We start from the raw sequence: 22,467 nt of genomic DNA on the forward strand, positions 1-22,467 counted from the left end.
AGAGCGTCACGCTTGTCGCGTTGAGGAGGCGCATATTACGCTTCTCACTTCGAAAGTCAAGCGATTGTTTTCGCTTTTCTTTCGGCGCCCACTTCACTAGGAAGCTGGCTCATCAGGTTGGCGTGTTCCGCCGTGCTGGTAGGGGCGCATTATAGGGAGCGGCGCTGCGATGACAAGGGCTTTTTCAGCAAAAGAGTTCGTTCGCTCAGATATCAAGCAACCACCTCTTTTTTTGCTCAAAATGGCATCAATCCTGACTATTGCCGGATTTAAATTGAACATTTGAAAAGCCAATTTATAATTGCCATCTCAAATGTTTAATTGGAATACCCTCATGCATCAAATCCTCGATAGCCATAAGGAAGAGCAAATCGTCCCGCTGTTCCGCTTGGGGTTCCGACCCTTCTTCTTGTTCGGGGCTCTGTTTGCTGCCGTCGCCATGTTGCTCTGGCTGGGGCAGCTCAACGGTTGGCTAACCTTGCCAGGGATTGCCAACCCGATCTGGTGGCATGGTCATGAGATGCTGTTTGGTTTCGGGGCTGCCATCGTCGCGGGTTTTCTGCTCACCGCGGTGCAGAACTGGACGGCCCATCCCGTTGTTCGGAGCTGGCCATTGGCAATGGTGGTGGGGTTGTGGATGTTGCCAAGGACCTTGTTACCCTGGCTGGGTGAAGAGAATACGCTTCTGATGTTGGCAGACCTGCTCTGGTTGCCGCTTTGCACTTGGTTCCTTGCCAAGCCTATCTTGATAACCCGGCAATGGCGCAACCTCTTCTTCGTGCCCCTGTTGTTGATACTGACCCTACTCAATGGCGCCAGCTGGTTATGGCAGGCCGATTGGATCACCGTTGAGCACCTATTGATCACCACTGTGCTGTTGTTTACCACCCTGATCGCCGTGATGGGTGGAAGGGTGATTCCGTTCTTCACCGCCCGAGCAACCGGTCAGGATAAAGCTGCACCTCAGCTCTGGCTGGAGCGGGCGGCGCTCGCGACACAGTGGCTTATCTTGCTCTGCTGGCTGCTGCTCCCCACCCAATGGGTCACCAGCATATATATAGTGCCTCTCTATATAGTGGCGGCGAGTTTGCATCTGTGGCGGCAACTGCGTTGGCATATGCCATCGACCCTTGCGCATCCCCTGCTGTGGTCACTCCATCTCGCCTATTTGTTTATCCCTCTTGGCCTGCTCGCCCTTGCGGCACATAGCACGGGTCTGCCCATCACGTTGTCGATGGCCAGTCACCTGCTCAGCGCAGGCTGTATGGGCACCATGATCCTGGGCATGATTGCGCGAGTCTCCCTCGGCCATAGCGGTCGGGCCTTGCAGGTAGGACGCAGGATCACTGGCGCATTCGCCCTGGTTATCGCTGCCGCTACAATGCGGGTGGCGATTCCGCTGCTCTGGCCTGCTTATACCCTGCATGGCTGGAACCTCAGCGCGCTTGCCTGGATCGCTGCCTATGGTCTGTTTGTCTGGGTCTATACCCCGATACTGATCCGCCCCAGAGCAGATGGTCGACCGGGTTGATGACTGCGGAACATGTTCAGGGTGTTGCCACCGGATAGTGGATGAGGTTGTGGAAAATCGCCGGGGCTATGCCCAGATTGCGATAACCGTGGGGACGGTCGGCAGCAAAACGCACCGCCTCCCCTTGCACCAATGAACGCCACTCCCCTTCCACCAGCACCTCCATCATGCCGCTGATGACGATGACATGTTCGGTCACTCCCGGCTCATGGGGCTCGGATTCACGCTGGTAACCCGGCAACAGGGTCAGCTCAAGCAATTCGAAGCCAAACCGGTTTTCATAAGGGAAGAGCGGCGCCACTTGCATGCCCTCTCCCGCAGGCTGCTGGCGAATGGCATCGGCGGTGCGATAGAGCACCTCCTCCTGCACGGCTGGTGTGGGCTCAATGAAACTGGAAAATGAGACTCGAAAACCGGTGGCTATCTTCCATAGCGTCGCCACCGTCGGGCTGGACTCTCCCCGCTCAATCTGCCCCAGCATCGCCTTGCTGACGCCCGTTTCGCGCGCGGCGGCATCCAGGCTCCAGCCGCGCTCGCTGCGCAGCCCCCTCAGTCGAGCAGCCAGATGCTGACTCATCTCTTGCATAACTGCCTCTTTATTACTCTTGCACGATGCGCCTTGTGCGCTATAGCGCACGGCGATATAGTCAAAGTTTTATTGTACGTAATAACGCACAGCGCGTCACAACGCCAAGAGGAAGAGTCATGCCCTTCGCCATCCCCCATTTGGTCGCAGGCTTTATCGCCGTGATGGTCGGCTACACCAGCTCCGTCATCCTGATCATCCAGGCCGCCACGGCAGCGGGTGCTGATACTGCCCAAGTCGCCTCCTGGCTCTGGACGCTGGGGATCGGCATGGGGGTGAGCTGCATCGGCCTCTCTCTCTATTACCGCATACCCATACTAACCGCCTGGTCCACACCGGGCGCGGCACTGCTGATCACCACGCTGGGCAACTTCACTCTGGCGGAAGCCATCGGCGCCTTTGTGATCTCGTCCCTGCTGATCACTCTGTGTGGCATTAGCGGCTGGTTCGACCGTTTGATGAAACATATCCCGGCTCCACTGGCCGCCGCCATGCTCGCTGGCGTGCTGCTCAGATTCGGATTGGATCTGTTCAAGGTCGCCCCGCAAGATCCCTTGCTGCTTGGCACCCTGCTGCTGGCCTTCCTGCTGGGTCGTCATCTCTGGCCCCGCTATACCATGGTGCTGGTACTGGGAGTGGGGATGCTGATCTGCAGCGTGCGGGGGGATTTGCAAATGGGCACCCTTCACTGGCAACTCGCCAGCCCGGTCTGGACATGGCCAGCCTTCTCCCTTGATGCTCTGTTTGGTATCGCGCTGCCGTTGTTCATTGTCACCATGACATCGCAAAACATGCCGGGGATTGCCATCTTGCGAGCCCATGGCTATCAGCCTGCCACCTCCTCGCTGATCAGCTGGACTGGCCTGACTGGCCTGCTGCTCGCCCCTTTTGGCGGTTATGCCTTCAATCTGGCCGCCATCACTGCCGCCATCTGCATGGGAAAAGAGGTCGACCCGGATACCAAGCGCCGCTGGCCTGCTGCGGTTTGGGCGGGTTGCTTTTATCTCGTGACCGGCTGCTTCGGTGCGACCGTCGCGGCCCTGTTTAGCGCCTTTCCGGCAACCCTTGTCACCTGCGTCGCCGGATTGGCCCTGCTAGGCACCATCGGCAGCAGCCTGCACTCTGCCTTGCAAGAGGATGAAACGCGAGAAGCTGCGCTGCTCACCTTTATCATTACCGCGTCCGGGATCAGCCTGCTCGGCATCGCGCCAGCCTGCTGGGGTCTGCTGATTGGTCTGGCTATCTATCAGTTCCAATCATATCGACAAAGGAATCAATTGAACCTCAAACCGTGAACCTCTGCACACTATCCAGATAAAATGATTCACAAGTGAAACTAATTTCCTTCTAGTGGCGTCAGGGCACCAATCTTCCCGGACATGGTGCCCTGTCAGGTTCCATGCAACGGAGTATAAAAATGAAAAATCAGGCTGTCTTGTTACTACTGGCCATACTGGGTGCTACGAGCGTCCAGGCTGCCGATACGGATCGAGAGCTGGCTCGCCAGCTCGCACTTCAGCAGAAAAACCTGCTGCCTCTGCTGAGCAATCAGCAATACCAGAGCCCGCTTCCCAACCTGCTGCAGAAGGCCAGCCCACGCCTTAAACGGCAGGCGAGCGATGCCAACCAGGCGGCCATCAGCCGGCAAGGACTGGATGGCGAGGTCAAGCAACTGATGCAGTTGCGGCTGGCCAACACCGATCAGGCCACCGCACTGCAACAGGGTGTCGAACCGCTGGTCGCCTATGTTCCAAGTGGAGATGAGAAGAGCTGGAGCGCCATTGAAGCGTTCGACAGCGCTGGCAATCCTGTCTATCTGGATGTGGACAAGGCACCGGCCCGGCCGGTTCTGGTAGTCGAAGCCGATCCCGTCAAAGCCAAGAACGCAGGCTTGAAGGTGATGCGCAAGGCGCTGGCCGATGCGGATCTGCAAAGCGCTCCGCGAGTGGCGGCCAGCACGGCGCCGCTCAAGACCAGTATCCTGAAAAAGATCAGACTGAAGGATGATCAGGAGCCCTGGCTGCTCGGCGCAGCCGAAGTGTATGCAGTGGTCGCAGGGGTTAATCCCAGTCGGGATGAACCAGTGGTCGATATTGTCGACATGCCCTACCTCGACTATGACAACACAGACTACACCCCCAACCAAATCCTGGTTTACTGGGATCGCTATCGCTGGGGTGCCGTCGATGTGGTGATGATGGAGCAGGATGACAACGTCAACTACAAGGAGCTGAGCGCCCTGCTGATTGAAGCTCTCAAACTCGGCTTTACTGCGGGTGGCGTGCCGGAAGCCCTGCCCTTCCTCGATCTCGGCGGTCGCATCGTCAAGGCTCTGCCCGACTCCTGGATGACCAACAACGACGACTATCTGGATACCTTCTACACACTGGAGCAGGATCAGGTCTATCGCCAGTATCCGGGGGCTGCCGGTAATGCGGTTATCGATCTTGAGCCAAAAGAGATCGCCCCGACCAGACCTTGATAATCGGCCATAACGAAAGAGCCAATGAGCAACTCATTGGCTTTTTGCTTTTATCGCGGTGACCACCGGTCAACCCTTGGGACGAACCCCCAGAGTATGGCAGATGGCATAAGTCAGCTCGGAGCGGTTCAGGGTATAGAAGTGGAAATCCTTCACGCCTTCCTGACTCAGCACGCGCACCTGATCGATGGCGATGCTCGCCCCCACCAGATTGCGGGTCATCTGATCGTTATCCAGTCCCTCGAAACGCTGATGCATCCAGCGCGGGATCTTCACGTTGGTAAAACCGGCAAACTTGGCCAGGGTCTGGTAGTTGGAGACCGGCAGGATCCCCGGCACGATTTCGGCATCGATGCCGATGGCGGCGCAGCGATCCCGAAAGCGCAAGTAAGTTTCCACATCGAAGAAGAACTGGGTGATGGCGCGGTTGGCACCGGCATCAATCTTGCGCTTGAGGTTGAGCAGGTCGGATTGTGCACTCTTGGCCTCCGGGTGCCCTTCCGGATAGGCGGCAACCGAGATATCGAAGTCCGCCTCTGACTTGAGCAGAGCAACCAGATCGGTGGCATACATATCCGGCTTCTCCAACCCCTGCGGCAAATCACCGCGCAGAGCCACAATATGGCGAATGCCGCTGTTCCAGTAATCGCGGGCGATGGTGCGCAATTCGTCGCGGCTGGCATCGATACAGGTCAGGTGAGGCGCTGCAATCAGGCCGGTCCGCTCCTTGATGTCCTTGATCACCTTGTGGGTGCGATCACGGGTGCCGGAGTTGGCGCCATAGGTGACGGAGACGAACTTGGGTTCCAGCACTTTCAGCCGTTCGATGGACTGCCAGAGGGTATTTTCCATCCCTTCACTATTGGGCGGAAAAAACTCGAAACTGACCGATATATCGCCATTCAAATCTGCCAAGCTCTGGTTGAGCGCCTCAACCTGACGTGCACTGTGAAATCCCATCTGCTCTTCTCCCTGTCCTGCAATCCATCTGCCTACGTCAAAACGGATGTTTGGACGTCTAAACGTCTTTATATTTATGAGCAAAACGACACAAAGTCAACAGAGATTTACCTCACATCCGATCTGACGAACTTCATATTTACAAAATTAACGGTACGTAACCGAAAAGTGCCCATCCCAAAATTGCCCCAGTCGAGTTATGATGGGGGCAGATCGTCCTGGACGTTCTGAATCTGCGTGTGATTGTTTGGCCGGAGGTTTCTCCGGCCCCTTTTCATCTATTTCCCACTCCTGCCGATAACAGAATGAGTCTTTGCAGGAGCACCGTCATGGATACCCACCCCGGCTTTGCCACCGACTTGCTGTTTGATCGCTACCAGGGCGAGGTCATCCAGCATGAGCAGTTCTGGGCGGTTCGCACGCCGGATGCTCCCGACTACTACTTCGGCAACTACCTGCTACTCCCCAACCCACCCAGCGACCGTGACAAAGGCTGGCTGGAAGCCACATTCGATCAGCTGATCGGCCAGGAGCCTCGAGTGCGCCACCGCACCTTCCAATGGCCACTGGCCGCCGGGCAAAACAGCCGGATCGCCGGTTTTGTCGCAACGGGATACCAATATATGGAGTGCGTGGTACTGGCGCTGGATGAGCAGAGCTGCCCACCCCCTCACGACGACATGGGCAAGGTTGAGGCACGTACCTTCACCACTGCTGATTGGCCTGAGTGGCTCGACTTCGAACTCAATGAACGGGATGAGGGACACTCGGAACAGAGCTATCTTCCCTATCTGCGATCCCGCCAGGCGCTCTATCAGGCCATGATTGCCGATGGTCTCGGGGACTGGTGGGGGATCTGGCAAGAGGGGCAACTGGTCGCCAGCTGCGGCCTCTTCTTTTGCGGCACACTTGGGCGCTTCCAATTGGTACGCACGCACCATGCGTGGCGCAACCAGGGGTTATGCCGCCAGCTGCTGAGTCAAGTGGCTCGCGCTGGATTGTCCCGCGCCAAACAGCTCATCATAGTGGCCGACGAGCACTACCATGCCCAGCGCATTTACCGCTCTTTGGGGTTCGCCCCGGTTGCCCGGATCGGCAGCCTCTGCCGCTGGCCCCACGAAGCACAATAAAGCGATACCTGCTGGCCGCGAGCCATAAAAAACGGGAGGCCGATGTCTCCCGTTTTTATTGATGCCGATGACCTATTGCTGTGGCTGCTGTGGCGCTTCCAGCTCGTTGGAGAGCGCCTGCTCTACCTCATCCGACTGCGCCGGTAATGGTGCAGCGGCCGCTGATGCGGGTGCTGTGGGAGTCACAACAGATGACACCACGGCAGGCGTTTCACTGGTCGCGGGAGCTGCGGACACCTCAGTCGTCGGCGCTGAAACAGGAGCAGGGACAACCGCATCACACTGACAATCCGCGCTCTTGGCCTTGCTGCCCTGATGAGGGGCATACCAGCCCTTCAAGCCACCTTCCAGTCGATCCGCGGCAGCCTTGGGCTCCATCTTGCCAAGCAGCACAGCCTGACTCACCTCTGCCAGTTCATCCCCCAACTTGGGCGTACCACGGGAGAGGATCTGGGTCGCCACCCGAATGGTCGAGTCACACTGATCGCGCCACTCCATCATCTCTTTGGCCGCCGGATTGGTGACATCGAAGAAGTGGTTGGAGAGTGAGAAGAATCCCGGCAGCGAGTTGGTATAGAGCTCGGCAAATTGCGGCGTCGTCAGCCACTGCAGAAAAGCCATTGCCCCCTCTTTGTTCTTGCTGGCCGGGTTCATCCCCATACCGATATCGGTGTGATCGGTAAAGAAACAGCCATCACCCTGTTTGGCCACCGGCGGGCGCATGACGCCAAAATCGACCTTGCCGGTGAAGGGGGCAATCTCCCAGGAGCCCGCCACGTAGAAGGCGGCCTTGCCCGAGGTGAACAGCTCGTTGCTGGTCGCATAATCGCGGCTCTCGCCACCTTCACCGAGGTAGGAACGCCAGCGGGCCAGCTCGTCGAACACCTTCACATATTGGGGGTTGTCCAACCGCTCCTGCCCGCCGATCAGTGCCAGACGGCCGTCCTCTCCCTTCCAGTAGTTGGGGCCAATGTTCTGGAACCCCAGTTCGGAGGCAACCCAGCTCTCTGAACCGCTCATAGCCAGCGGCACATAGCGCCCGTCGGCCTTGATCTTGTCCAGCACGGCGAAGAACTGATCGCGGGTTTGCGGCAAGGTGAGCCCCAACTCACTGAAGATCTTCTTGTTATAGAAGAAGCCATGGATCACCGAGGCCATCGGCACACAGAAGGTCTGGGCACCGGAGTCGGTCTGCCAGGGTGACTGGGCAAAACTCGGGAAGTTCTCCATCCCTGCCATTTCGGTCAGCTCGGCCAGATGGCCCGCCTTGAACAGGGCGAGCGAGTCATCAAACGGACGACAGGTAATGAGATCCCCCGCCTTACCGCCTTTCAGGCTCTCCCAGAGAGTGGGCATGTAGTTGACGTTCTGCACCGGATGAAAACTCACCTTGATGCCGGGATGCGCCGCTTCAAAGGCCGGGATGATTTTCTGCTCCCACAACGCCTTGTCATCGGTTCGCCAGCTTTCAATCACCAGCTCGCTGGCCATCAGCTGGCCACACAACAGGAGACTCAGGGCTCCAATCCACTTTTTAGACATAAGCCCTCCTAGACCTTGAAATGTGCGATCAATCGCTGCTGTTTGGCGACCAGGTCGGCCAGCACTTCGCTGCTGCTGGCGGATTCCCGCGCCTCCCGCTCTGTCTCGTATGCCACATCGGCAATACCGGCGATATGACGAGCGACCCCCTGACTGACGGAGATCTGCTCCTGAGCGGCATGGGCCACCTGATCCGCCATCGACTTGATGGCCCCCATCCGCTCGGCAATGGATTGCAGCGCCACATCCATCTCGCGGGTCTGCTCGACACAGCTCTGGGTCTGCTCCTGGCTGCGCCCCATCACTTCAACCACATGCTTGCTGGAGCTCTGCAGGTTCTCAATCATCCCCTGGATCTCTTCGGTCGAAGTCTGGGTGCGATTAGCCAGCGCCCGCACCTCATCGGCCACCACCGCAAAACCACGACCTGCATCACCAGCACGGGCCGCTTCGATGGCGGCGTTCAACGCCAGCAGGTTGGTCTGCTCGGCAATACTGCGGATCACATCGAGAATGCTGCCGATGTTGTTACTGAATTCCCCAAGTTTGTAGGTGATCCCGACCGCCTCTTCCATGGCGCCAGCCAGCTGCTCGGTGATCCGGCGAGTGGTGGCCACTTTCTGGCGACCATTGCGCGCCTCTTCATCGGCCAGATCCACTTCCCGCTTGGTGCCATCGGTAGAGCGGGCCACCTCGGTGGCGCTCACTTCCAGCTCGGTAATGGCGGCGGCCACCTGATCGGTCTGGCTCTTCTGCTCCTGTACCCGGGACATGGCCCGTTCGCTGATCTCGGCGGCGCGGCTCGCCTCATCCACCAGATGGCGAGAGCCTGCATTGATTTGAGAGAGCAGCTCACCAGTCTTGCCCGCCAGCGTATCGATGGAGCGAGAGAGGCTGCCAAATTCGCAACTGCTGCGGTAGTTGATGCGCCGTGTCATGTCACCGGCCGCCATGTAATCGAGCTCCTTGTTGATCATCTGCAACGGGCGCTGAATGCTGCGCGCAGTGGTATAGCCGATCACCAGCGCGGCAGCGGCCGACATCGCGGCAACCACCAGGATCCAGAAGCTGGCACTGCTGACCGCCGCATCGGCGTTGATCCTGCTGTCGCTGGCGATGGCACCGGCGGACTTGCCCATCTCATCGAGCAAATTGAGGCTGTTGACCAGACTGGCATCCAACTGCTGATTTTGCGTGGCCAGCGATAGCGCCAGTTGCTGAGCCTGACGCATGGTTGCCAGCAAGCCCTGAGCGCCGAGCGCCAACTCCTGCATCCGATCCAGATTGGAGACAAAGCGCGCTTTCACATCATCGGGCACCAGCACCCGCTCCAACCGCTTGCGGGCCATCTCGATGTCCTTGCTGAGTACCTTTTCCAGCTCGTTCAGGTCGGTTTTGGCATCGGCACGGCGGATATTCTTCAGATCGCGGGCGATACCCGAGGTAATAAGCTCCGCCTTGTTGCGCATGGAGCGTTTGCTGGCGGTCTGTTGCAGCAGCAAATCCGCCGCCCACTGATAGGTATCCTCAAGGCGGATAAATTCCATCTCCAGCTTGTGGCGCTGCTCCAGTGCACTGACCCACTGTCGATGCTGTGCCAACACCTGATCCGCCAAGCCATAAAATTGAGTGGTAGCACTCTCGACCTGCTGGAAGCGGGCACGAGCATCCGCTACATCGGTAAATTTACCCATCTCCTGACTCAGCTGGGCGAAGCGGTTCTGCTGCTCCTTGAACTGATTGGCCAGCTGCGGCAACTGGGTGGCATCTTCACTGGTGCGGTAGACCAGCACCCAGCGGTTGCTATCCTGCAGTGCCCCCTTGAGACCTGCGACAGCAACCACCAGCGGGGTTGCGCGGTCAGATACGGCAGAGAGGCCGTCATTTATACCCTTGATTTTAAAGGTACTGATCACACCAAGCAGGATCAGCAACAGCAGCATCAACACGAATCCGGCGATGATCCGCTGCACGATAGATAAGCCCATGGAGACATCCTCACTCATTGGGGGAAGGTAAAGTGAACATAGTCACTATCGGCAGGGGTGGCGAATAACTGAAATAAAGCGGCAGGTATTTAATTGATTTGTATCGGGTTGGATCACAGTACAGACAAAATCAGCCATACGAAAAAAGCCCGGCACAAGCCGGGCTGAAAGAGACGTACTTTGCTATCTTCCGCGGTCCGTTCAGAACCGCAATCAGAATCATTAGAAGCGGTAGCCCGCACCAACCATGAAGACCATTGGGTCAATCTTGGTTTTGATTCCATCTCCACCGTTTACATGTACATCAGTGTCGATATCCATGATCCAGGCTGAGCCGTTGACAAACCAGCGGTCAGTGATCGCCATATCGATACCCACCTGACCAGCAACACCCCAAGAATCATCCAGGCTCACATCGCTGTTGGTCAGAGGACCACGACCTTTCTCGTCAAAGAAATTGGTGTAGTTCACACCAATACCGACGTACGGACGAACTTTGCTCTGGGCATCGCCAAAATAGTATTGAGCCATCAGGGTTGGCGGCAGATGCTTGACCTTGGCTACTTCGGTATCGCCAATCTTCACTGAATGGGAGAATGGGGTAGCAGCCAGCAGCTCAACACCGAAGTTATCTGTAGCCATATAGGTCAAAGTCAAACCCAGCTGGGCATTGTCATTGATTTCAAAGCTGTTACCACTGTCTTGTGGAGACACTACAGCCAAACCACCACGAACCAGAATATCACCAGCCTGATGGGCCATGGCGAATGGAGAGGTCACTGCAGCGGCAATCATCAGAGGAAGTAATTTTTTCATCACGTAATCCCTTTTTTTGTTTTCATTTGATGCTGTAAGCCCGCTGACTATATGCCCTTGTAAATGCAAAGTTATTGATTTGGAGCAAAGGTTGCACAGAAATAAATCGATTGGTGTGACATCTTTGCGCGCCATCCCAATCTCGTTGCGTCCCCAGACAACAAGCCGAAATGCCTGTTTGGACAGGTTGTAACTACCCGCATCCAGAGACAAAAGGAGCAAACAAACCACATCTTATTGCGCGGCAGAGTGGCTATTAATTGTTGTTAATATGGGCAAATCAGCGTATTTTTTGCGCCATACAAGTTACTGGGAAGTAATGGTTTATTTATGAAAAATGAGTCGAAATGGCAAAAGGTGGGGGCTTTTCTCGCGGCCGTGTGGGGAATCGGATCCTTTCTCTTTATCCTGCTCGGTTTTATTGTCGCCCTGGCCTATCTGGTATTGGTACGGCAGGGTTAATCCGGATTGACAGAGTGCAGCAGGGTGATATGCCCCCCTTCGGCAAGCTGTTCCGGAGTCTGGCCCATTCCCTCCGCAGAGAGGCTACCAGCGTAGCCACACCACCGATTTCGCCCACCGACTTTGGCCTGATACAGCGCCATGTCCGCCAGTTTGAAGCTATGACTCCAGAATGAATCCGTGTACTCCGGGTGCAACGGATAGCGGCAGAACCCCAGCGACACCGTCAACCAGAGTGGCGCATCCTCTCTGCCAAAGCGGTGCTGAGCGACACGCTGGCGCAGATATTCGACCCGCAGCGCCAACTCTTGCTCGTCATCCACTTGTAGCAGCAACAAGAACTCCTCCCCGCCCAGCCGGATGATCGGCTCGCGCTCTCCTGTCACCACCTTGCGCAGCAGATCCGCCAACTGTTTCAGCACCAGATCCCCGATGTCATGGCCAAGGCGGTCATTGATCCGCTTGAAATGATCAAGATCCAGCAGCAATAACAGACAAGGTTTGGCCCGGTTGGCCTGCAACCAGCCATCGAGATAGCGACGATTGAAGCAACGGGTCAAGGGATCGGTGAATGCAGCCATCTCCATCTGGCTGGATTTTTCCAACAAATCATCGTGTTGCTGACTAACCTTGCTGGCCATCTCCTTGAACTTGCCGCTCAGGGTCGCCATCTCGGCGCTGCTGTCGATATAGGGGATCAAGGTGGCATCTGGCCGATCGCCAAAGCGTTGCAGCGCCGACACCAGCTGCTGCAACGGGGTAAGCACAATGCTGTTGAGCCGGTACATGGCGATCATGACGCAGATAAAACTGATAAACAGCATGCCGATAAAGGTCCAGAGCGCCCCCTCCATGACGCCACTCAAGATCTTTCTCTCCTCCTCAATCACCAGGGTCAGCACCGGCTGGTTATCGCTGTTGAGCAGTCGCACCTCTCCCCTAAGCCGGGTGAGCCCGAGATCAATCAGGCGATACGTTATTTGCGGTTTCAGTGGTTTGAAGGTAGCGGTGACATCCAGATTGGCGTGGGAAATTGCCAGAGGCAGCGCGGTACGCTCCGATACCTGCTCGAGATAGTCTTTGTCGAGCCAACGTACAACCAGCAAGAAACCGTTGAACGGTGCCGACTCGTCACTGTTTCTGATCGGCTGCCACGAGTACATCAGCGGCCCCCACTGGGAAGCTCGGATCCCGTGCAGATTGATGCCCCCTTGCGCCACCGAGCGCGCACTTAACTGCTTTTTCAGTTCATCAAGGAAGTAGGGAAACTGGTCCGGATTGATCCCCGGCGCATCGGGTAGCAGGGTGCGCGTCCAGATTTCGTAGCCGGTGAGATCCATGAAGCTCATCAGGTTGAGACTAAAATCCCGCATCGGCATATCACTGAACAGGTTGGATTCGATGTACCCCCTGCTTTTGTTGTCCATAAAACGATGGCTGTCATCCCAGATGCCCCAATCCCGACTGAATGCATCCAGAGCGGCCACATCCGCCTGCACCGCCTTGGTCACGCGCAGCAGATGCTCCTTCATTCGTTGCTCCTCAATCCGGCTGGCAGCCGGGATCTGGGCCCACGCCAGCAGGACCAGCAATAGCAGGATCGCCCCCAGCCAGATGGGGAACATGGAGTAAGCCAACTGATGATCAATCGTGCGCGGAGCCTGAGCCATAACCCGATATATCCATTACCATGATGCTGAGATGCCAAGCCTGCCCACACTTGACGAGCTTCCCCCTATGCTCCCGATTTTTATAACAAAAAGGGGCCAAAGGCCCCTCGATTATAACGGCTTATCGCGCCAATAGTGGCCGCAAAAAACGAGCTGTATGAGACTCTTTATTGGTGCAAATCTCTTCCGGCGTCCCCGTCACCAGAATGCGGCCCCCACCGGCGCCTCCCTCCGGTCCCAAATCTACGATCCAGTCGGCAGTTTTTACCACATCAAGGTTGTGCTCGATGATGACGATGGTGTTGCCGCGATCCCGCAGCTGGTGCAGCACCTTGAGCAACTGCTGGATGTCGTGGAAGTGCAGGCCGGTAGTCGGCTCATCCAGAATGTAGAGGGTCTGGCCGGTATCCCGCTTGGAGAGCTCCCGCGCCAGCTTGACCCGCTGTGCCTCACCGCCAGACAAGGTTGTGGCCGACTGGCCGAGGCGGATATAGGAGAGGCCCACGTCCATCAGGGTCTGCAGCTTGCGCGCCACAGCCGGCACCGGGTCGAAGAAATCCCTGGCATCTTCCACTGTCATCTCGAGGATCTCGTGGATGTTCTTGCCCTTGTACTTCACCTCCAGGGTCTCGCGGTTATAGCGCTTGCCCTTGCAGACATCGCACGGCACGTAGACGTCCGGCAGGAAGTGCATCTCCACCTTGATGACGCCATCCCCTTGACACGCCTCGCAGCGGCCCCCCTTCACGTTGAAGGAGAAGCGGCCCGGCTGGTAGCCGCGTGAACGCGCCTCCTGAGTGCCGGAGAGCAGCTCGCGGATCGGGGTAAACAGGCCGGTATAGGTGGCTGGGTTGGAGCGCGGGGTACGACCGATGGGGCTCTGGTCGATATCCACCACCTTGTCCAGATGCTCCAGCCCTTCCACGCTGCGATAGGGCGCCGGGGTGGACTCGGTCGCCTTGTTGAGCTCGCGATGAGCGATGCGGAACAGGGTGTCGTTGATCAGGGTCGACTTGCCGGAGCCGGAAACACCTGTAACGCAGGTCATCACCCCGATGGGCAGATCCAGGTTGACGTTGCGCAGGTTGTTGCCGCTTGCCCCCTTGAGTTTCAACCACTTGCCGGTGAGCGGCGTGCGCTCGGCCGGAATGGCGATCTGCTTGCGACCGGAGAGGTAGTCACCGGTCAGCGACTCCGGATTGTCGATGATCTGCTGGGGGGTGCCCTGCGCAACAATCTCGCCACCGTGCACGCCAGCCCCCGGGCCTATATCCAGCACATGGTCGGCGAGGCGGATGGCATCCTCGTCGTGCTCCACCACGATCACCGTGTTGCCCAGATCGCGCAGATGGGTGAGAGTCTTGAGCAACCGCTCGTTGTCGCGCTGATGCAGACCGATGGAAGGCTCATCGAGTACATACATGACGCCCACCAGCCCTGCACCGATCTGGCTGGCCAGTCGAATGCGCTGCGCTTCGCCGCCTGAGAGGGTCTCGGCGCTGCGCGACAGGCTCAGGTAGTTGAGACCGACGTTAACCAGGAAGCCGAGCCGCTCGACGATCTCTTTCAATATTTTCTCGGCAATCTGGGCGCGCTGACCGGTGAGGTTCAGCCCCTCGAAGAAGGCCAGCGCATCGCCGATGGACTGCTCGGCGATGGCCGGCAGGTTGCGGTTGTCAACGAAGACATGACGCGCCTCTTCCCGCAGGCGGCTACCACCGCAGCTGGTACAAGACTTGTTGGCGATGTATTTGGAGAGCTCTTCGCGCACCGAGTTGGACTCGGTTTCCCGGTAGCGCCGCTCCATGTTGTGCAGGATCCCCTCGAACGGGTGCTTGCGCACCACCACGTCGCCGCGGTCGTTCATGTAGCGGAACTCGATCTCGGTGCGGCCAGAGCCGCGCAGGATCACCTCCTGGGTCTTGACCGGCAGATCTTCCCACGGCGTTTCCAGATCGAACTTGTAGTGCTCGGAGAGGGATTTCAGCATCTGGAAGTAGTAGAAGCTGCGCTTGTCCCAGCCACGGATGGCGCCATTGGCCAGACTGATGGCCGGATCGCCGATCACCTTGGCAGGATCGAAATATTGCTGCACGCCCAAACCATCACAGGTGGGACAGGCACCGGCCGGATTGTTGAAGGAGAAGATGCGCGGCTCCAGCTCCGACATGGAGTAGCCACACTCCGGGCAGGCGAAGTTGGCGGAGAAGGTCATGGGGGCAACCCCCTCTTCCCCGTCCATTGGCACTACCAGCACGATGCCGCCGGAGAGGGTCAGCGCCGTCTCGAACGACTCGGCCAAACGCAAGGCAAGGTCCTCGCGCACCTTGAAGCGATCCACCACCACCTCGATGGTGTGCTTCTTGTGCAGCTCCAGAGTCGGAGGATCGGAGAGGTCGCACACCTCGCCGTCGATACGGGCACGGATGTAGCCCTGGGCCGCCAGATTCTCCAGCAGCTTGGTGTGCTCCCCCTTGCGATCGCGCACCACCGGGGCCAGCAGCATCAGCTTGCTCCCCTCCGGCTCGGCCAGCACCTGATCCACCATCTGGCTGATGGTCTGGGCGGCGAGCGGAATGGCGTGGGTCGGGCAGCGCGGCTCACCAACCCGGGCAAACAGCAGACGCAGGTAGTCGTAGATCTCGGTGATGGTACCGACGGTCGAGCGCGGGTTGTGGGAAGTGGACTTCTGTTCGATGGAGATGGCGGGCGAGAGCCCCTCGATATGGTCGACGTCCGGCTTCTCCATCAAGGAGAGGAACTGGCGGGCATAGGCGGAGAGGGACTCCACATAGCGGCGCTGCCCCTCGGCATAGAGGGTATCGAACGCCAGAGAGGATTTGCCCGAACCGGAGAGGCCGGTGACCACGATCAGCTTGTCGCGGGGCAGGGTCAGATTGATGTTCTTGAGGTTGTGGGTGCGAGCACCCCGGACCACGATCTTTTCCATCTTGTTGCACGCTCGATACAGAAACCTGAGCGAGTCAGTATGGCATAGAGACTACTGGATGAATAGACAGTCATGAGAGGAAATGCGCATCATCCGGCGCACGCCATCTGCTCCTTTTTCTCCACCAGCAGCCGCTCGTTTTGCCATATCCGGGCGGTGACCTCGACCCGATAGGGGCAACGCAAACCCAGCCCTATTTTGCCAACCGCCATGACCACTCCACCCTGCAGCGACAGATTACGGCTCTGGCGCTGAGTCGTGCTCCCGGCGGCCCCTTCGCCATGCACCAGCAACCTGACACTCACCGTCACGTCGCGCTTGCTGAGCAGCGTCGGCGCAAGTGACAGCCCCTGTTCGCTCTGCACCATATTGAGGGACAAGCGGATCGACGGATCGGGTTCCACCTCGGTGTTTCTTGCGCTTGCTGGTGACGCGACGCGATAAACAAGCATCAACCCACAGAGCAGCACCAATAAAAGAGGGGCCCGCAGGCCCCTGAATCCGGAGATAACCATCAGTTGCTACCAGAACCCTGATAGACATAGGCCATGTTATCGCTGCCATAGACAGTCACATTGGCAGTGTTGAGGCTGTCGGTTTGTGCAACGTCGACTTCGTTATTGCCACCGCCCATGCCGCCATTGACGTAAACGTTGGCCACGTGTTTTTCACCTAACTGGCTTACGGTGAGCGTGTTTTCGCTCCCCAGATAGGATTCGACCTTGGCGCTGTTCAGTTTCCCATCCTGAGTCACTGTCACCACAGAGTCAGAGTGAGACGCATCGGCATAAGCCCAGTTGTCAGTGCCTTTCTGAGCCACGACCAGCTCATTATCCGAGCCCCAGGTCCAGGCTCCTTTGCCCTCAACGCCACGCGCGGTGGCAACCTGGTTGCCAGTGCCGTTCTGGTCAATATCGACCTTGTTGCGACTACCTTCCTCTTGCACTGCATTCGCATAGTTGTCGCTACCCAACTGATCGATAGTGACAAACCCACCCACGCTGCTGGCCAGCTGATCAACCACCGCCTGGTTATTGCTGCCATTCTGAGTGACCTGTGCAGTGTTGCCAGACCCCTGCTGGTTGGTATCGGCCTGGTTGCCATTACCCAGCTGAGTCACGACCGCCGTTTCACCAGTTCCGCTCTGTCTGGCGTTGGCGATGTTGTCGTTACCATTCTGGGTGATGGTCAACAGATCCTCAGAACCTCTCTGCTCAGAGTCGATCTGGTTACGACTTCCGGTCTGGGTCAGAAGGGCGGTTTCACCGGAACCAGCCTGCTTGGCCAGCAGGTTGTTCCCTTGTCCGGCGGTCGCACCAGACTGCTGGGCTGTCACGCTGCCAGTGGTCCCGCTTTGCTCCACCGTTGCCACGTTGGCCAGCCCCAGCTGAGTGACCTCGGCAGTGTTGTCATTGCCACTTTGTTTGACGACCGCAGAGGTGCCCTCGTTTGCGCCGTAACCGAAGTTGCTTGTACGTTGTGCGACTAAGGCCGTGTTATTGCCCCCCTCTTGAGCCACGCTGGCAACGGCACCATCGGATTCGCGTTGATCGACATCCGCAATATGCCCGCCTTCTCCTGACTGGGTAATGGTCGCGCTGGCATAATCAGACCAGTAGTTATTGATCTGCGCACTGTTATCGTTCGATTGCTGCTCAATCACTGAATTGGCACGGTCACCATCATCCTGCTTGATGCGGGCATCGTTACCATCACCAAGCTGGCTCACCCTGGCCGTGGCCTCACCGTTGTAGTACTGCTGGGCAATCGAGGCCTTGTTCAGCTCTCCGCTGGTATCAATGGTCGCGGTCGATTTATTGGTCACCCCCTGCTGCAATACCTCCCCTTCGTTCTTGCCACCGGCTTGCTTGATATCAGCAGTGGAAGCACCGGTATTGCGCTGCTCGGTCGAGGCGAGGTTGTCGTTACCCTGTTGATAGATCGCCGCCTTGTTAGCCGTGCTCTCCTCGACCTGCTGGATGTACGCCAGGTTGCCGGTGGAGAATTGAGCCTGAGTCACCTCAGCCTGATTGCCAGTAGATGCCGCCCAGGCGGTGCTGGTCGCCAGAAGAACTGCCGAGGCAATGATGGTACGTTTAAACATGATTTCCCTCTCGTGCTAATGGTTGAGCCTAGGCTCAGTTGGTTTGAACGACATTTACTTGCTGATTGGCTCCCGTCTGAATAACGGTTGCCGCCAATCCGTTACCGTTTTGCTCGATGCTGGCCTGATTGCCATCACCCAGCTGGATCGCCCGGGCCTGATTGTCTGCCCCTTGCTGACTGATCCAGGCTTCATTGCCGCTGCCTTGTTGCAGCAGCCAAATCCGGTTATTGATGCCCGCCTGATAGAGCTCGGCGCTATTGCCCTCGCCCAGTTGCGCACCATTGACCCAGTTCTCATCTCCCACCTGGGAGAGCGACAACTCATTGACCCAACCCTGTTGCAGCAGACGCGCCTGATTCAGCTCCCCTTGCTGGGTGAGGTGCAGTAGCTGCTCGCTACCGAGTTGCCACAACAGCGCCTGATTCCCATCGTTCTGCACACCGGCATCCAGCTCGCTTGCCATCGCCAGCTCGTCGAAGACGGCAGGCTCTGCGGCGAGTTGCGGGGCGCCCGATATCAGCAGGAAAAAGAGAGCACTCAACAGGTGTTTCATCGCGCCATCGCCTTGTTGGAAAACGCCCACAGTATCCCTGTCAGACCAGAGGCGGCCTATCAGGCACTCCGCTGATTCGAGGATGAAAAGCGCCGCCCTGTCGCTGAGCAGAAAGTCTTAATTCGTATTCGATGGAGGCCAAAAAAAATGCCCTCCACCAGGGAGGGCATTGCGCGAGCGGGAAAACTCAAAGTAGCGGGGCATTGTCTTGCAGGTACTCCTGCAGGATCGGATTGTCGATATCCCGCTGGTCAGCCAGTTGCCACAGATTGTCCCGCACACCATTGGCTATCAGCCGGATCACCCCGGACTCGATAGCCGACATGACACACATCTGTACCGGCTCATTGGTGCTGAAACCGGCCTCGGCCTCCAGCAGGCGCTTGTACTCGACGAAACGGAATACCCCTGCCTGCACCTGTTGCGACAGAACTGTCTTGGAGGTGGTGACACTGTTCAGGATCCGGCCTGAACGGATATCGACGGCTCGCAGATTGACCGTCACCTGATCGACGCGGTACTCCCCGCTGGCACCGATGCCGAAATACTTGGCCCCCGCCCCGCCGGTTCGTACATTGCTGTCATAGGCGACTATCCCCCCCTCGATCAGGATGTTGGCGGCGACCAGAGAGGGCAGTTGATTGGCATTGTTGCCGGGAACGTTGGGCTTGTTCTGGGCCGCCCGCACAATCTTGCGTTCAGTCAGCAGGTTCTGCAGCCCTTCCCGCTCCAGCGGCACAAACCATTGAGAGTCCCACAAGGCCGTGCTCAGCATGGCCACCCCACCCTGGGTGACCGCCGTGGAGAAGTTGGACGCCGGTGCAGGCAGGTACTGACCTGTCTGATCGCGAAAATCGTAGACGGCCGCGACAATTTTCCCTTTTGGCTTGGGCAGACTGATCAGCTCCTTGTAAGAGACGGATCGCGGCATCAGGGTTGCCTTCTCATCGGCAACGGGTGAGCCGATATGGGTCGCACAGCCAGCCAGCGCAAGCAGGGGCACTATCAATAACAGTTGTCGTTTCATCGCGCCCTCAGTCGGCAATCAGGCCATTCACTTCGATCATGGTGGTCTGGTTGGTCACCCGGTCGGTGATCGAAACCACCAGGGTGCCATCTTCATCCACCACATTGATGGCAAAATCATCGGTCACCAGACTGCCGCTCTGGCTGCCATCCTTGCCGATATCGGCCAACAGCTGGCTGATCAGGCGGGATTGCAGGTTGGAGGTCAGGCGATCCAGCGCCGAGGTGCCGCTGCTACCGCTGCCACTGGCGGGATCCTTGTAATCATTCTGCGCATTGGCGGTGCCAAGCAGATGACTGCTGTTGAGAGGGTTACCCCCAAAGCTGGGGTTGACGGGGCGATAGACAAGCTCCGACGCATGGAGCGTTGGCGCTATCAGTGCAGCAACTAGCCATAACCGGGCACGCATGAGAAATATCCTTATAGTTCATCATGTTCCAAATCGAAGGTATCCATGAACAGGGTCGCGATCTTCTGCTGTTCGAGGGTCTGCCTGACCTGTGACCAAGCCAGTTTGGCGCTCTGCTCCTGCTGATTGCGGCCGGGAGAGAGTGCGGTTTTAAAAATCACCTTCCGGTTATGGGTGATCCAGATCAGGCTGCCCCAGCGGGCTGTCGGGCGCTCATGAATCGTCAGATTCTCTCTGGCATCCGGGTCTTCATCGCTGCGCAACCGGGTAAATTCGTTATAAAAGCCCTGACCGAAACGGGTAAAGGTGCGATCAAGTACCAGACCATCCACATCCAGCCGATCACTCTCCTGCTCCGGCTGCACCGACTCCAGCGGTGCATCGGCCTCGGCCGCCACAACGGTCGTGCAGCCCCAAAGCAGCGTGAGGCAACACGCCACAGAGAGCGCTTTCATCAGTGGGAGTCCGGAGCATCGAGATACTCTTTGGCCCAGCTCACCGCCTGGATCCGGTTCTTCACATTCAGCTTTTTAAAGACGTTATAGAGGTGGGATTTGACTGTGTGCTCGCTGACAAACAGGCTGTCGGCGATCTCGACATTGGAGGCGCCCGTCATCAGATAACGGATGATCTCCTGCTCTCTGGCGGTCAGCAGGGTGTCGTTACGCAGCAGGTAGCTATTGCCCTGGCGATAGTATTCGACCAGCTCGCACAGCAGGTGACGCGGCATCCAGTACTCGCCCAACAGGATTTTCTGCAACCCGGCAACCAGTCGGTCGAGCGGATCCTGACGGAAAAACAGACCACAGATCTGCGGCCACATCAGCAGCAGGTCGCGATCCGTCGCAGTAGGAGCATTGAGCAGCACGGTGGTCGCCATGCCAAAGCGTTCGGAGATCGCCCGGTTCCAGCCCAGTGACTGGCCAGAGCGGATATAGTCGAGATCGATGAGAAACAGCGTGCCGTCACACTGGTTATCTAGCTGATTAATCTCGTGGATTAGCTGGACGGGACGGCTCAAATGAGAGATGAGGTATGCAGCAAATGTGCTGGCCTGCACATTATTTTCAGTGACCAGTGCGATCGGGCATGCGGCTTTCATTGTGTGCTCTTCCTTGAACCTGTAAACCACCTAATCTGGCCGACTGAGTCTACCAAGGAGGTATGGGAGCACAATATTAAAAAAGTATGAGAATGGATCTCATAAATATCATAACCATATGTTTTTAGTCGATTTAAAAACCGATTCCAATTCGCCAATCGGCCAGCATAACAGGAATATATGGCAGAAATGTGATGCCGGACGCGCCGGAAACAGCTGCAACCCGACCATCACTACAGCAGGAGCCAACAGTTACCTTTGGCGCATCAAGCCGGTTAAGGATGCTGCCAATCCGCTTCGCAACTGTTACTATGACCGTCACATGCGTCTGCGGGACATTGCGCCCCGCACACAGCAACTAATCAGGTATCTAGTCGTGTTGGACCAGGTTTCGACCTGGCCGGTAAATAAGGTGGAAGAGAGATTATGGCCAGTCGAGGCATCAATAAAGTCATTCTGATCGGTAACCTCGGGCAAGACCCGGAAGTACGCTACATGCCGAGTGGCGGTGCTGTGACCAACATTACTCTGGCTACCTCTGAAACCTGGCGCGACAAGCAGACCGGTGAGCAGAAAGAGCGTACCGAATGGCATCGCGTCGTCTTCATGGGCAAGCTGGCCGAAGTGGCTGGCGAGTACCTGAAGAAGGGCTCCCAGGTCTATGTGGAAGGCAAACTGCAAACCCGCAAATGGCAGGATCAGAGCGGCCAGGAGCGCTACACCACTGAAGTGCTGGTCGACAGCTTCACTGGCGTGATGCAGATGCTGGGTGGCCGTCCGCAAGGCGGTCAGGGTATGGGCCAGAACATGGGTGGCCAATCCCAGGGTAACTGGGGTCAGCCACAGCAGAGCATGCCTGCCCAGCAGCCGATGAATCAGCAGCGCCCGGCACCGGCTCCGCAGCAGAATATGCAGCCGCAAGGCGGTTATGGCCGTCCTGCCCAGCAACCGCAATCTGCACCGCCGGTATATAACGAGCCGCCGATGGATTTCGACGACGATATCCCGTTCTAGGGCCGGATTTTTTAAAATGTAAAGCACTTTGTAAAGCGAAATGCCTAAAAACCCCGATATTTCGGGGTTTTTTCATTTCTAAACATGTAAAGATTGCTCATTCTGAAAGCTCGGAGTATACATTAGGAATAGGTGTCT

The 22,467-nt window shown here is 57.4% G+C and carries 19 protein-coding genes; 5 read left to right on the top strand and 14 right to left on the bottom strand.

Annotated elements, in window-relative coordinates:
• Positions 1-334: 334 nt before the first annotated feature.
• Complete coding sequence (locus AB5Z09_RS17720; protein WP_368195871.1) at positions 335-1,531, top strand: NnrS family protein; 1,197 nt, start codon at positions 335-337, stop codon at positions 1,529-1,531.
• A gap of 16 nt (positions 1,532-1,547) precedes the next feature.
• Here the strand turns inward: AB5Z09_RS17720 and AB5Z09_RS17725 are convergent, their stop codons facing one another.
• Positions 1,548-2,117 (bottom strand): helix-turn-helix domain-containing protein, encoded by a 570-nt coding sequence (locus tag AB5Z09_RS17725; protein WP_368195872.1) that lies wholly within the window; start codon positions 2,115-2,117, stop codon positions 1,548-1,550.
• Positions 2,118-2,236: 119 nt separating this feature from the next.
• On the opposite strand from AB5Z09_RS17725, the gene AB5Z09_RS17730 reads away from it, so the two are divergent.
• Entirely contained in the window at positions 2,237-3,412 is a 1,176-nt protein-coding gene (locus AB5Z09_RS17730; RefSeq protein ID WP_368195873.1) for a benzoate/H(+) symporter BenE family transporter, read from the top strand.
• Positions 3,413-3,534: 122 nt separating this feature from the next.
• A complete protein-coding gene (locus AB5Z09_RS17735; protein ID WP_159164398.1) occupies positions 3,535-4,599 on the top strand; it encodes a DUF3103 family protein in 1,065 nt (354 codons plus the stop codon).
• A 69-nt stretch (positions 4,600-4,668) separates the two neighbouring features.
• On the opposite strand, the gene metF is transcribed toward AB5Z09_RS17735, so the two are convergent.
• Positions 4,669-5,559, bottom strand: coding sequence for a methylenetetrahydrofolate reductase (metF, locus tag AB5Z09_RS17740; protein WP_005340191.1), 891 nt, complete (start codon positions 5,557-5,559; stop codon positions 4,669-4,671).
• A 329-nt stretch (positions 5,560-5,888) separates the two neighbouring features.
• On the opposite strand from metF, the gene AB5Z09_RS17745 reads away from it, so the two are divergent.
• The gene (locus tag AB5Z09_RS17745) at positions 5,889-6,689 is read left to right on the top strand and encodes a GNAT family N-acetyltransferase (RefSeq protein ID WP_368195874.1); all 801 of its coding nucleotides are present in this window, start codon (positions 5,889-5,891) and stop codon (positions 6,687-6,689) included.
• 72 nt (positions 6,690-6,761) lie between these two features.
• On the opposite strand, the gene AB5Z09_RS17750 is transcribed toward AB5Z09_RS17745, so the two are convergent.
• From AB5Z09_RS17750 to AB5Z09_RS17805, 12 genes are all read right to left on the bottom strand, one after another.
• Entirely contained in the window at positions 6,762-8,231 is a 1,470-nt protein-coding gene (locus tag AB5Z09_RS17750) for an ABC transporter substrate-binding protein (RefSeq protein ID WP_368195875.1), read from the bottom strand.
• A gap of 8 nt (positions 8,232-8,239) precedes the next feature.
• Entirely contained in the window at positions 8,240-10,219 is a 1,980-nt protein-coding gene (locus tag AB5Z09_RS17755; protein WP_368195876.1) for a methyl-accepting chemotaxis protein, read from the bottom strand.
• 222 nt (positions 10,220-10,441) lie between these two features.
• Complete coding sequence (locus tag AB5Z09_RS17760; protein ID WP_139403468.1) at positions 10,442-11,035, bottom strand: OmpW family outer membrane protein; 594 nt, start codon at positions 11,033-11,035, stop codon at positions 10,442-10,444.
• Between the two features lie 458 nt (positions 11,036-11,493).
• On the bottom strand, positions 11,494-13,167 hold the full coding sequence (locus tag AB5Z09_RS17765) for a diguanylate cyclase (RefSeq protein ID WP_368195877.1): 1,674 nt from the start codon (positions 13,165-13,167) through the stop codon (positions 11,494-11,496).
• Positions 13,168-13,288: 121 nt separating this feature from the next.
• Positions 13,289-16,117 carry an excinuclease ABC subunit UvrA gene (gene uvrA / locus AB5Z09_RS17770; RefSeq protein ID WP_368195878.1) on the bottom strand — a complete coding sequence of 943 codons (2,829 nt, stop codon included), beginning with the start codon at positions 16,115-16,117 and terminating at the stop codon, positions 13,289-13,291.
• An 89-nt stretch (positions 16,118-16,206) separates the two neighbouring features.
• On the bottom strand, positions 16,207-16,521 hold the full coding sequence (gene csgH, locus AB5Z09_RS17775) for a curli-like amyloid fiber formation chaperone CsgH (protein WP_368195879.1): 315 nt from the start codon (positions 16,519-16,521) through the stop codon (positions 16,207-16,209).
• Between the two features lie 110 nt (positions 16,522-16,631).
• The gene (locus AB5Z09_RS17780) at positions 16,632-18,221 is read right to left on the bottom strand and encodes a curlin (RefSeq protein ID WP_368195880.1); all 1,590 of its coding nucleotides are present in this window, start codon (positions 18,219-18,221) and stop codon (positions 16,632-16,634) included.
• A 34-nt stretch (positions 18,222-18,255) separates the two neighbouring features.
• Entirely contained in the window at positions 18,256-18,777 is a 522-nt protein-coding gene (locus AB5Z09_RS17785) for a curlin (protein WP_368195881.1), read from the bottom strand.
• 187 nt (positions 18,778-18,964) lie between these two features.
• The gene (locus tag AB5Z09_RS17790) at positions 18,965-19,804 is read right to left on the bottom strand and encodes a CsgG/HfaB family protein (protein WP_005355003.1); all 840 of its coding nucleotides are present in this window, start codon (positions 19,802-19,804) and stop codon (positions 18,965-18,967) included.
• 7 nt (positions 19,805-19,811) lie between these two features.
• Positions 19,812-20,213 (bottom strand): curli assembly protein CsgF, encoded by a 402-nt coding sequence (locus AB5Z09_RS17795; RefSeq protein WP_019445195.1) that lies wholly within the window; start codon positions 20,211-20,213, stop codon positions 19,812-19,814.
• Between the two features lie 11 nt (positions 20,214-20,224).
• Positions 20,225-20,668, bottom strand: a complete 444-nt coding sequence (locus tag AB5Z09_RS17800) for a curli production assembly/transport protein CsgE (protein WP_368195882.1) — start codon at positions 20,666-20,668, stop codon at positions 20,225-20,227.
• Complete coding sequence (locus AB5Z09_RS17805) at positions 20,668-21,315, bottom strand: LuxR C-terminal-related transcriptional regulator (RefSeq protein WP_042080923.1); 648 nt, start codon at positions 21,313-21,315, stop codon at positions 20,668-20,670. The genes AB5Z09_RS17800 and AB5Z09_RS17805 overlap by 1 nt, the downstream gene beginning before the upstream one ends.
• 426 nt (positions 21,316-21,741) lie before the next feature.
• On the opposite strand from AB5Z09_RS17805, the gene AB5Z09_RS17810 reads away from it, so the two are divergent.
• Entirely contained in the window at positions 21,742-22,329 is a 588-nt protein-coding gene (locus AB5Z09_RS17810; protein WP_005340181.1) for a single-stranded DNA-binding protein, read from the top strand.
• Positions 22,330-22,467: the final 138 nt, after the last annotated feature.

It is taken from the genome of Aeromonas sp. R2-2, from assembly GCF_040908355.1.
In the GTDB taxonomy this organism is placed as follows: domain Bacteria; phylum Pseudomonadota; class Gammaproteobacteria; order Enterobacterales; family Aeromonadaceae; genus Aeromonas; species Aeromonas veronii.

Coding starts and splice junctions, on each gene's coding strand:
- AB5Z09_RS17780 (WP_368195880.1), bottom strand. CDS start 18,221: ATGTTTAAACGTACCATCATTGCCTCGGCAGTTCTTCTGGCGACCAGC.
- AB5Z09_RS17760 (WP_139403468.1), bottom strand. CDS start 11,035: ATGAAAAAATTACTTCCTCTGATGATTGCCGCTGCAGTGACCTCTCCA.
- AB5Z09_RS17765 (WP_368195877.1), bottom strand. CDS start 13,167: ATGGCTCAGGCTCCGCGCACGATTGATCATCAGTTGGCTTACTCCATG.
- AB5Z09_RS17735 (WP_159164398.1), top strand. CDS start 3,535: ATGAAAAATCAGGCTGTCTTGTTACTACTGGCCATACTGGGTGCTACG.
- AB5Z09_RS17800 (WP_368195882.1), bottom strand. CDS start 20,668: ATGAAAGCGCTCTCTGTGGCGTGTTGCCTCACGCTGCTTTGGGGCTGC.
- AB5Z09_RS17795 (WP_019445195.1), bottom strand. CDS start 20,213: ATGCGTGCCCGGTTATGGCTAGTTGCTGCACTGATAGCGCCAACGCTC.
- AB5Z09_RS17785 (WP_368195881.1), bottom strand. CDS start 18,777: ATGAAACACCTGTTGAGTGCTCTCTTTTTCCTGCTGATATCGGGCGCC.
- AB5Z09_RS17730 (WP_368195873.1), top strand. CDS start 2,237: ATGCCCTTCGCCATCCCCCATTTGGTCGCAGGCTTTATCGCCGTGATG.
- AB5Z09_RS17745 (WP_368195874.1), top strand. CDS start 5,889: ATGGATACCCACCCCGGCTTTGCCACCGACTTGCTGTTTGATCGCTAC.
- AB5Z09_RS17750 (WP_368195875.1), bottom strand. CDS start 8,231: ATGTCTAAAAAGTGGATTGGAGCCCTGAGTCTCCTGTTGTGTGGCCAG.
- AB5Z09_RS17810 (WP_005340181.1), top strand. CDS start 21,742: ATGGCCAGTCGAGGCATCAATAAAGTCATTCTGATCGGTAACCTCGGG.
- AB5Z09_RS17755 (WP_368195876.1), bottom strand. CDS start 10,219: ATGGGCTTATCTATCGTGCAGCGGATCATCGCCGGATTCGTGTTGATG.
- uvrA (WP_368195878.1), bottom strand. CDS start 16,117: ATGGAAAAGATCGTGGTCCGGGGTGCTCGCACCCACAACCTCAAGAAC.
- AB5Z09_RS17720 (WP_368195871.1), top strand. CDS start 335: ATGCATCAAATCCTCGATAGCCATAAGGAAGAGCAAATCGTCCCGCTG.
- AB5Z09_RS17725 (WP_368195872.1), bottom strand. CDS start 2,117: ATGCAAGAGATGAGTCAGCATCTGGCTGCTCGACTGAGGGGGCTGCGC.
- metF (WP_005340191.1), bottom strand. CDS start 5,559: ATGGGATTTCACAGTGCACGTCAGGTTGAGGCGCTCAACCAGAGCTTG.
- AB5Z09_RS17790 (WP_005355003.1), bottom strand. CDS start 19,804: ATGAAACGACAACTGTTATTGATAGTGCCCCTGCTTGCGCTGGCTGGC.
- AB5Z09_RS17805 (WP_042080923.1), bottom strand. CDS start 21,315: ATGAAAGCCGCATGCCCGATCGCACTGGTCACTGAAAATAATGTGCAG.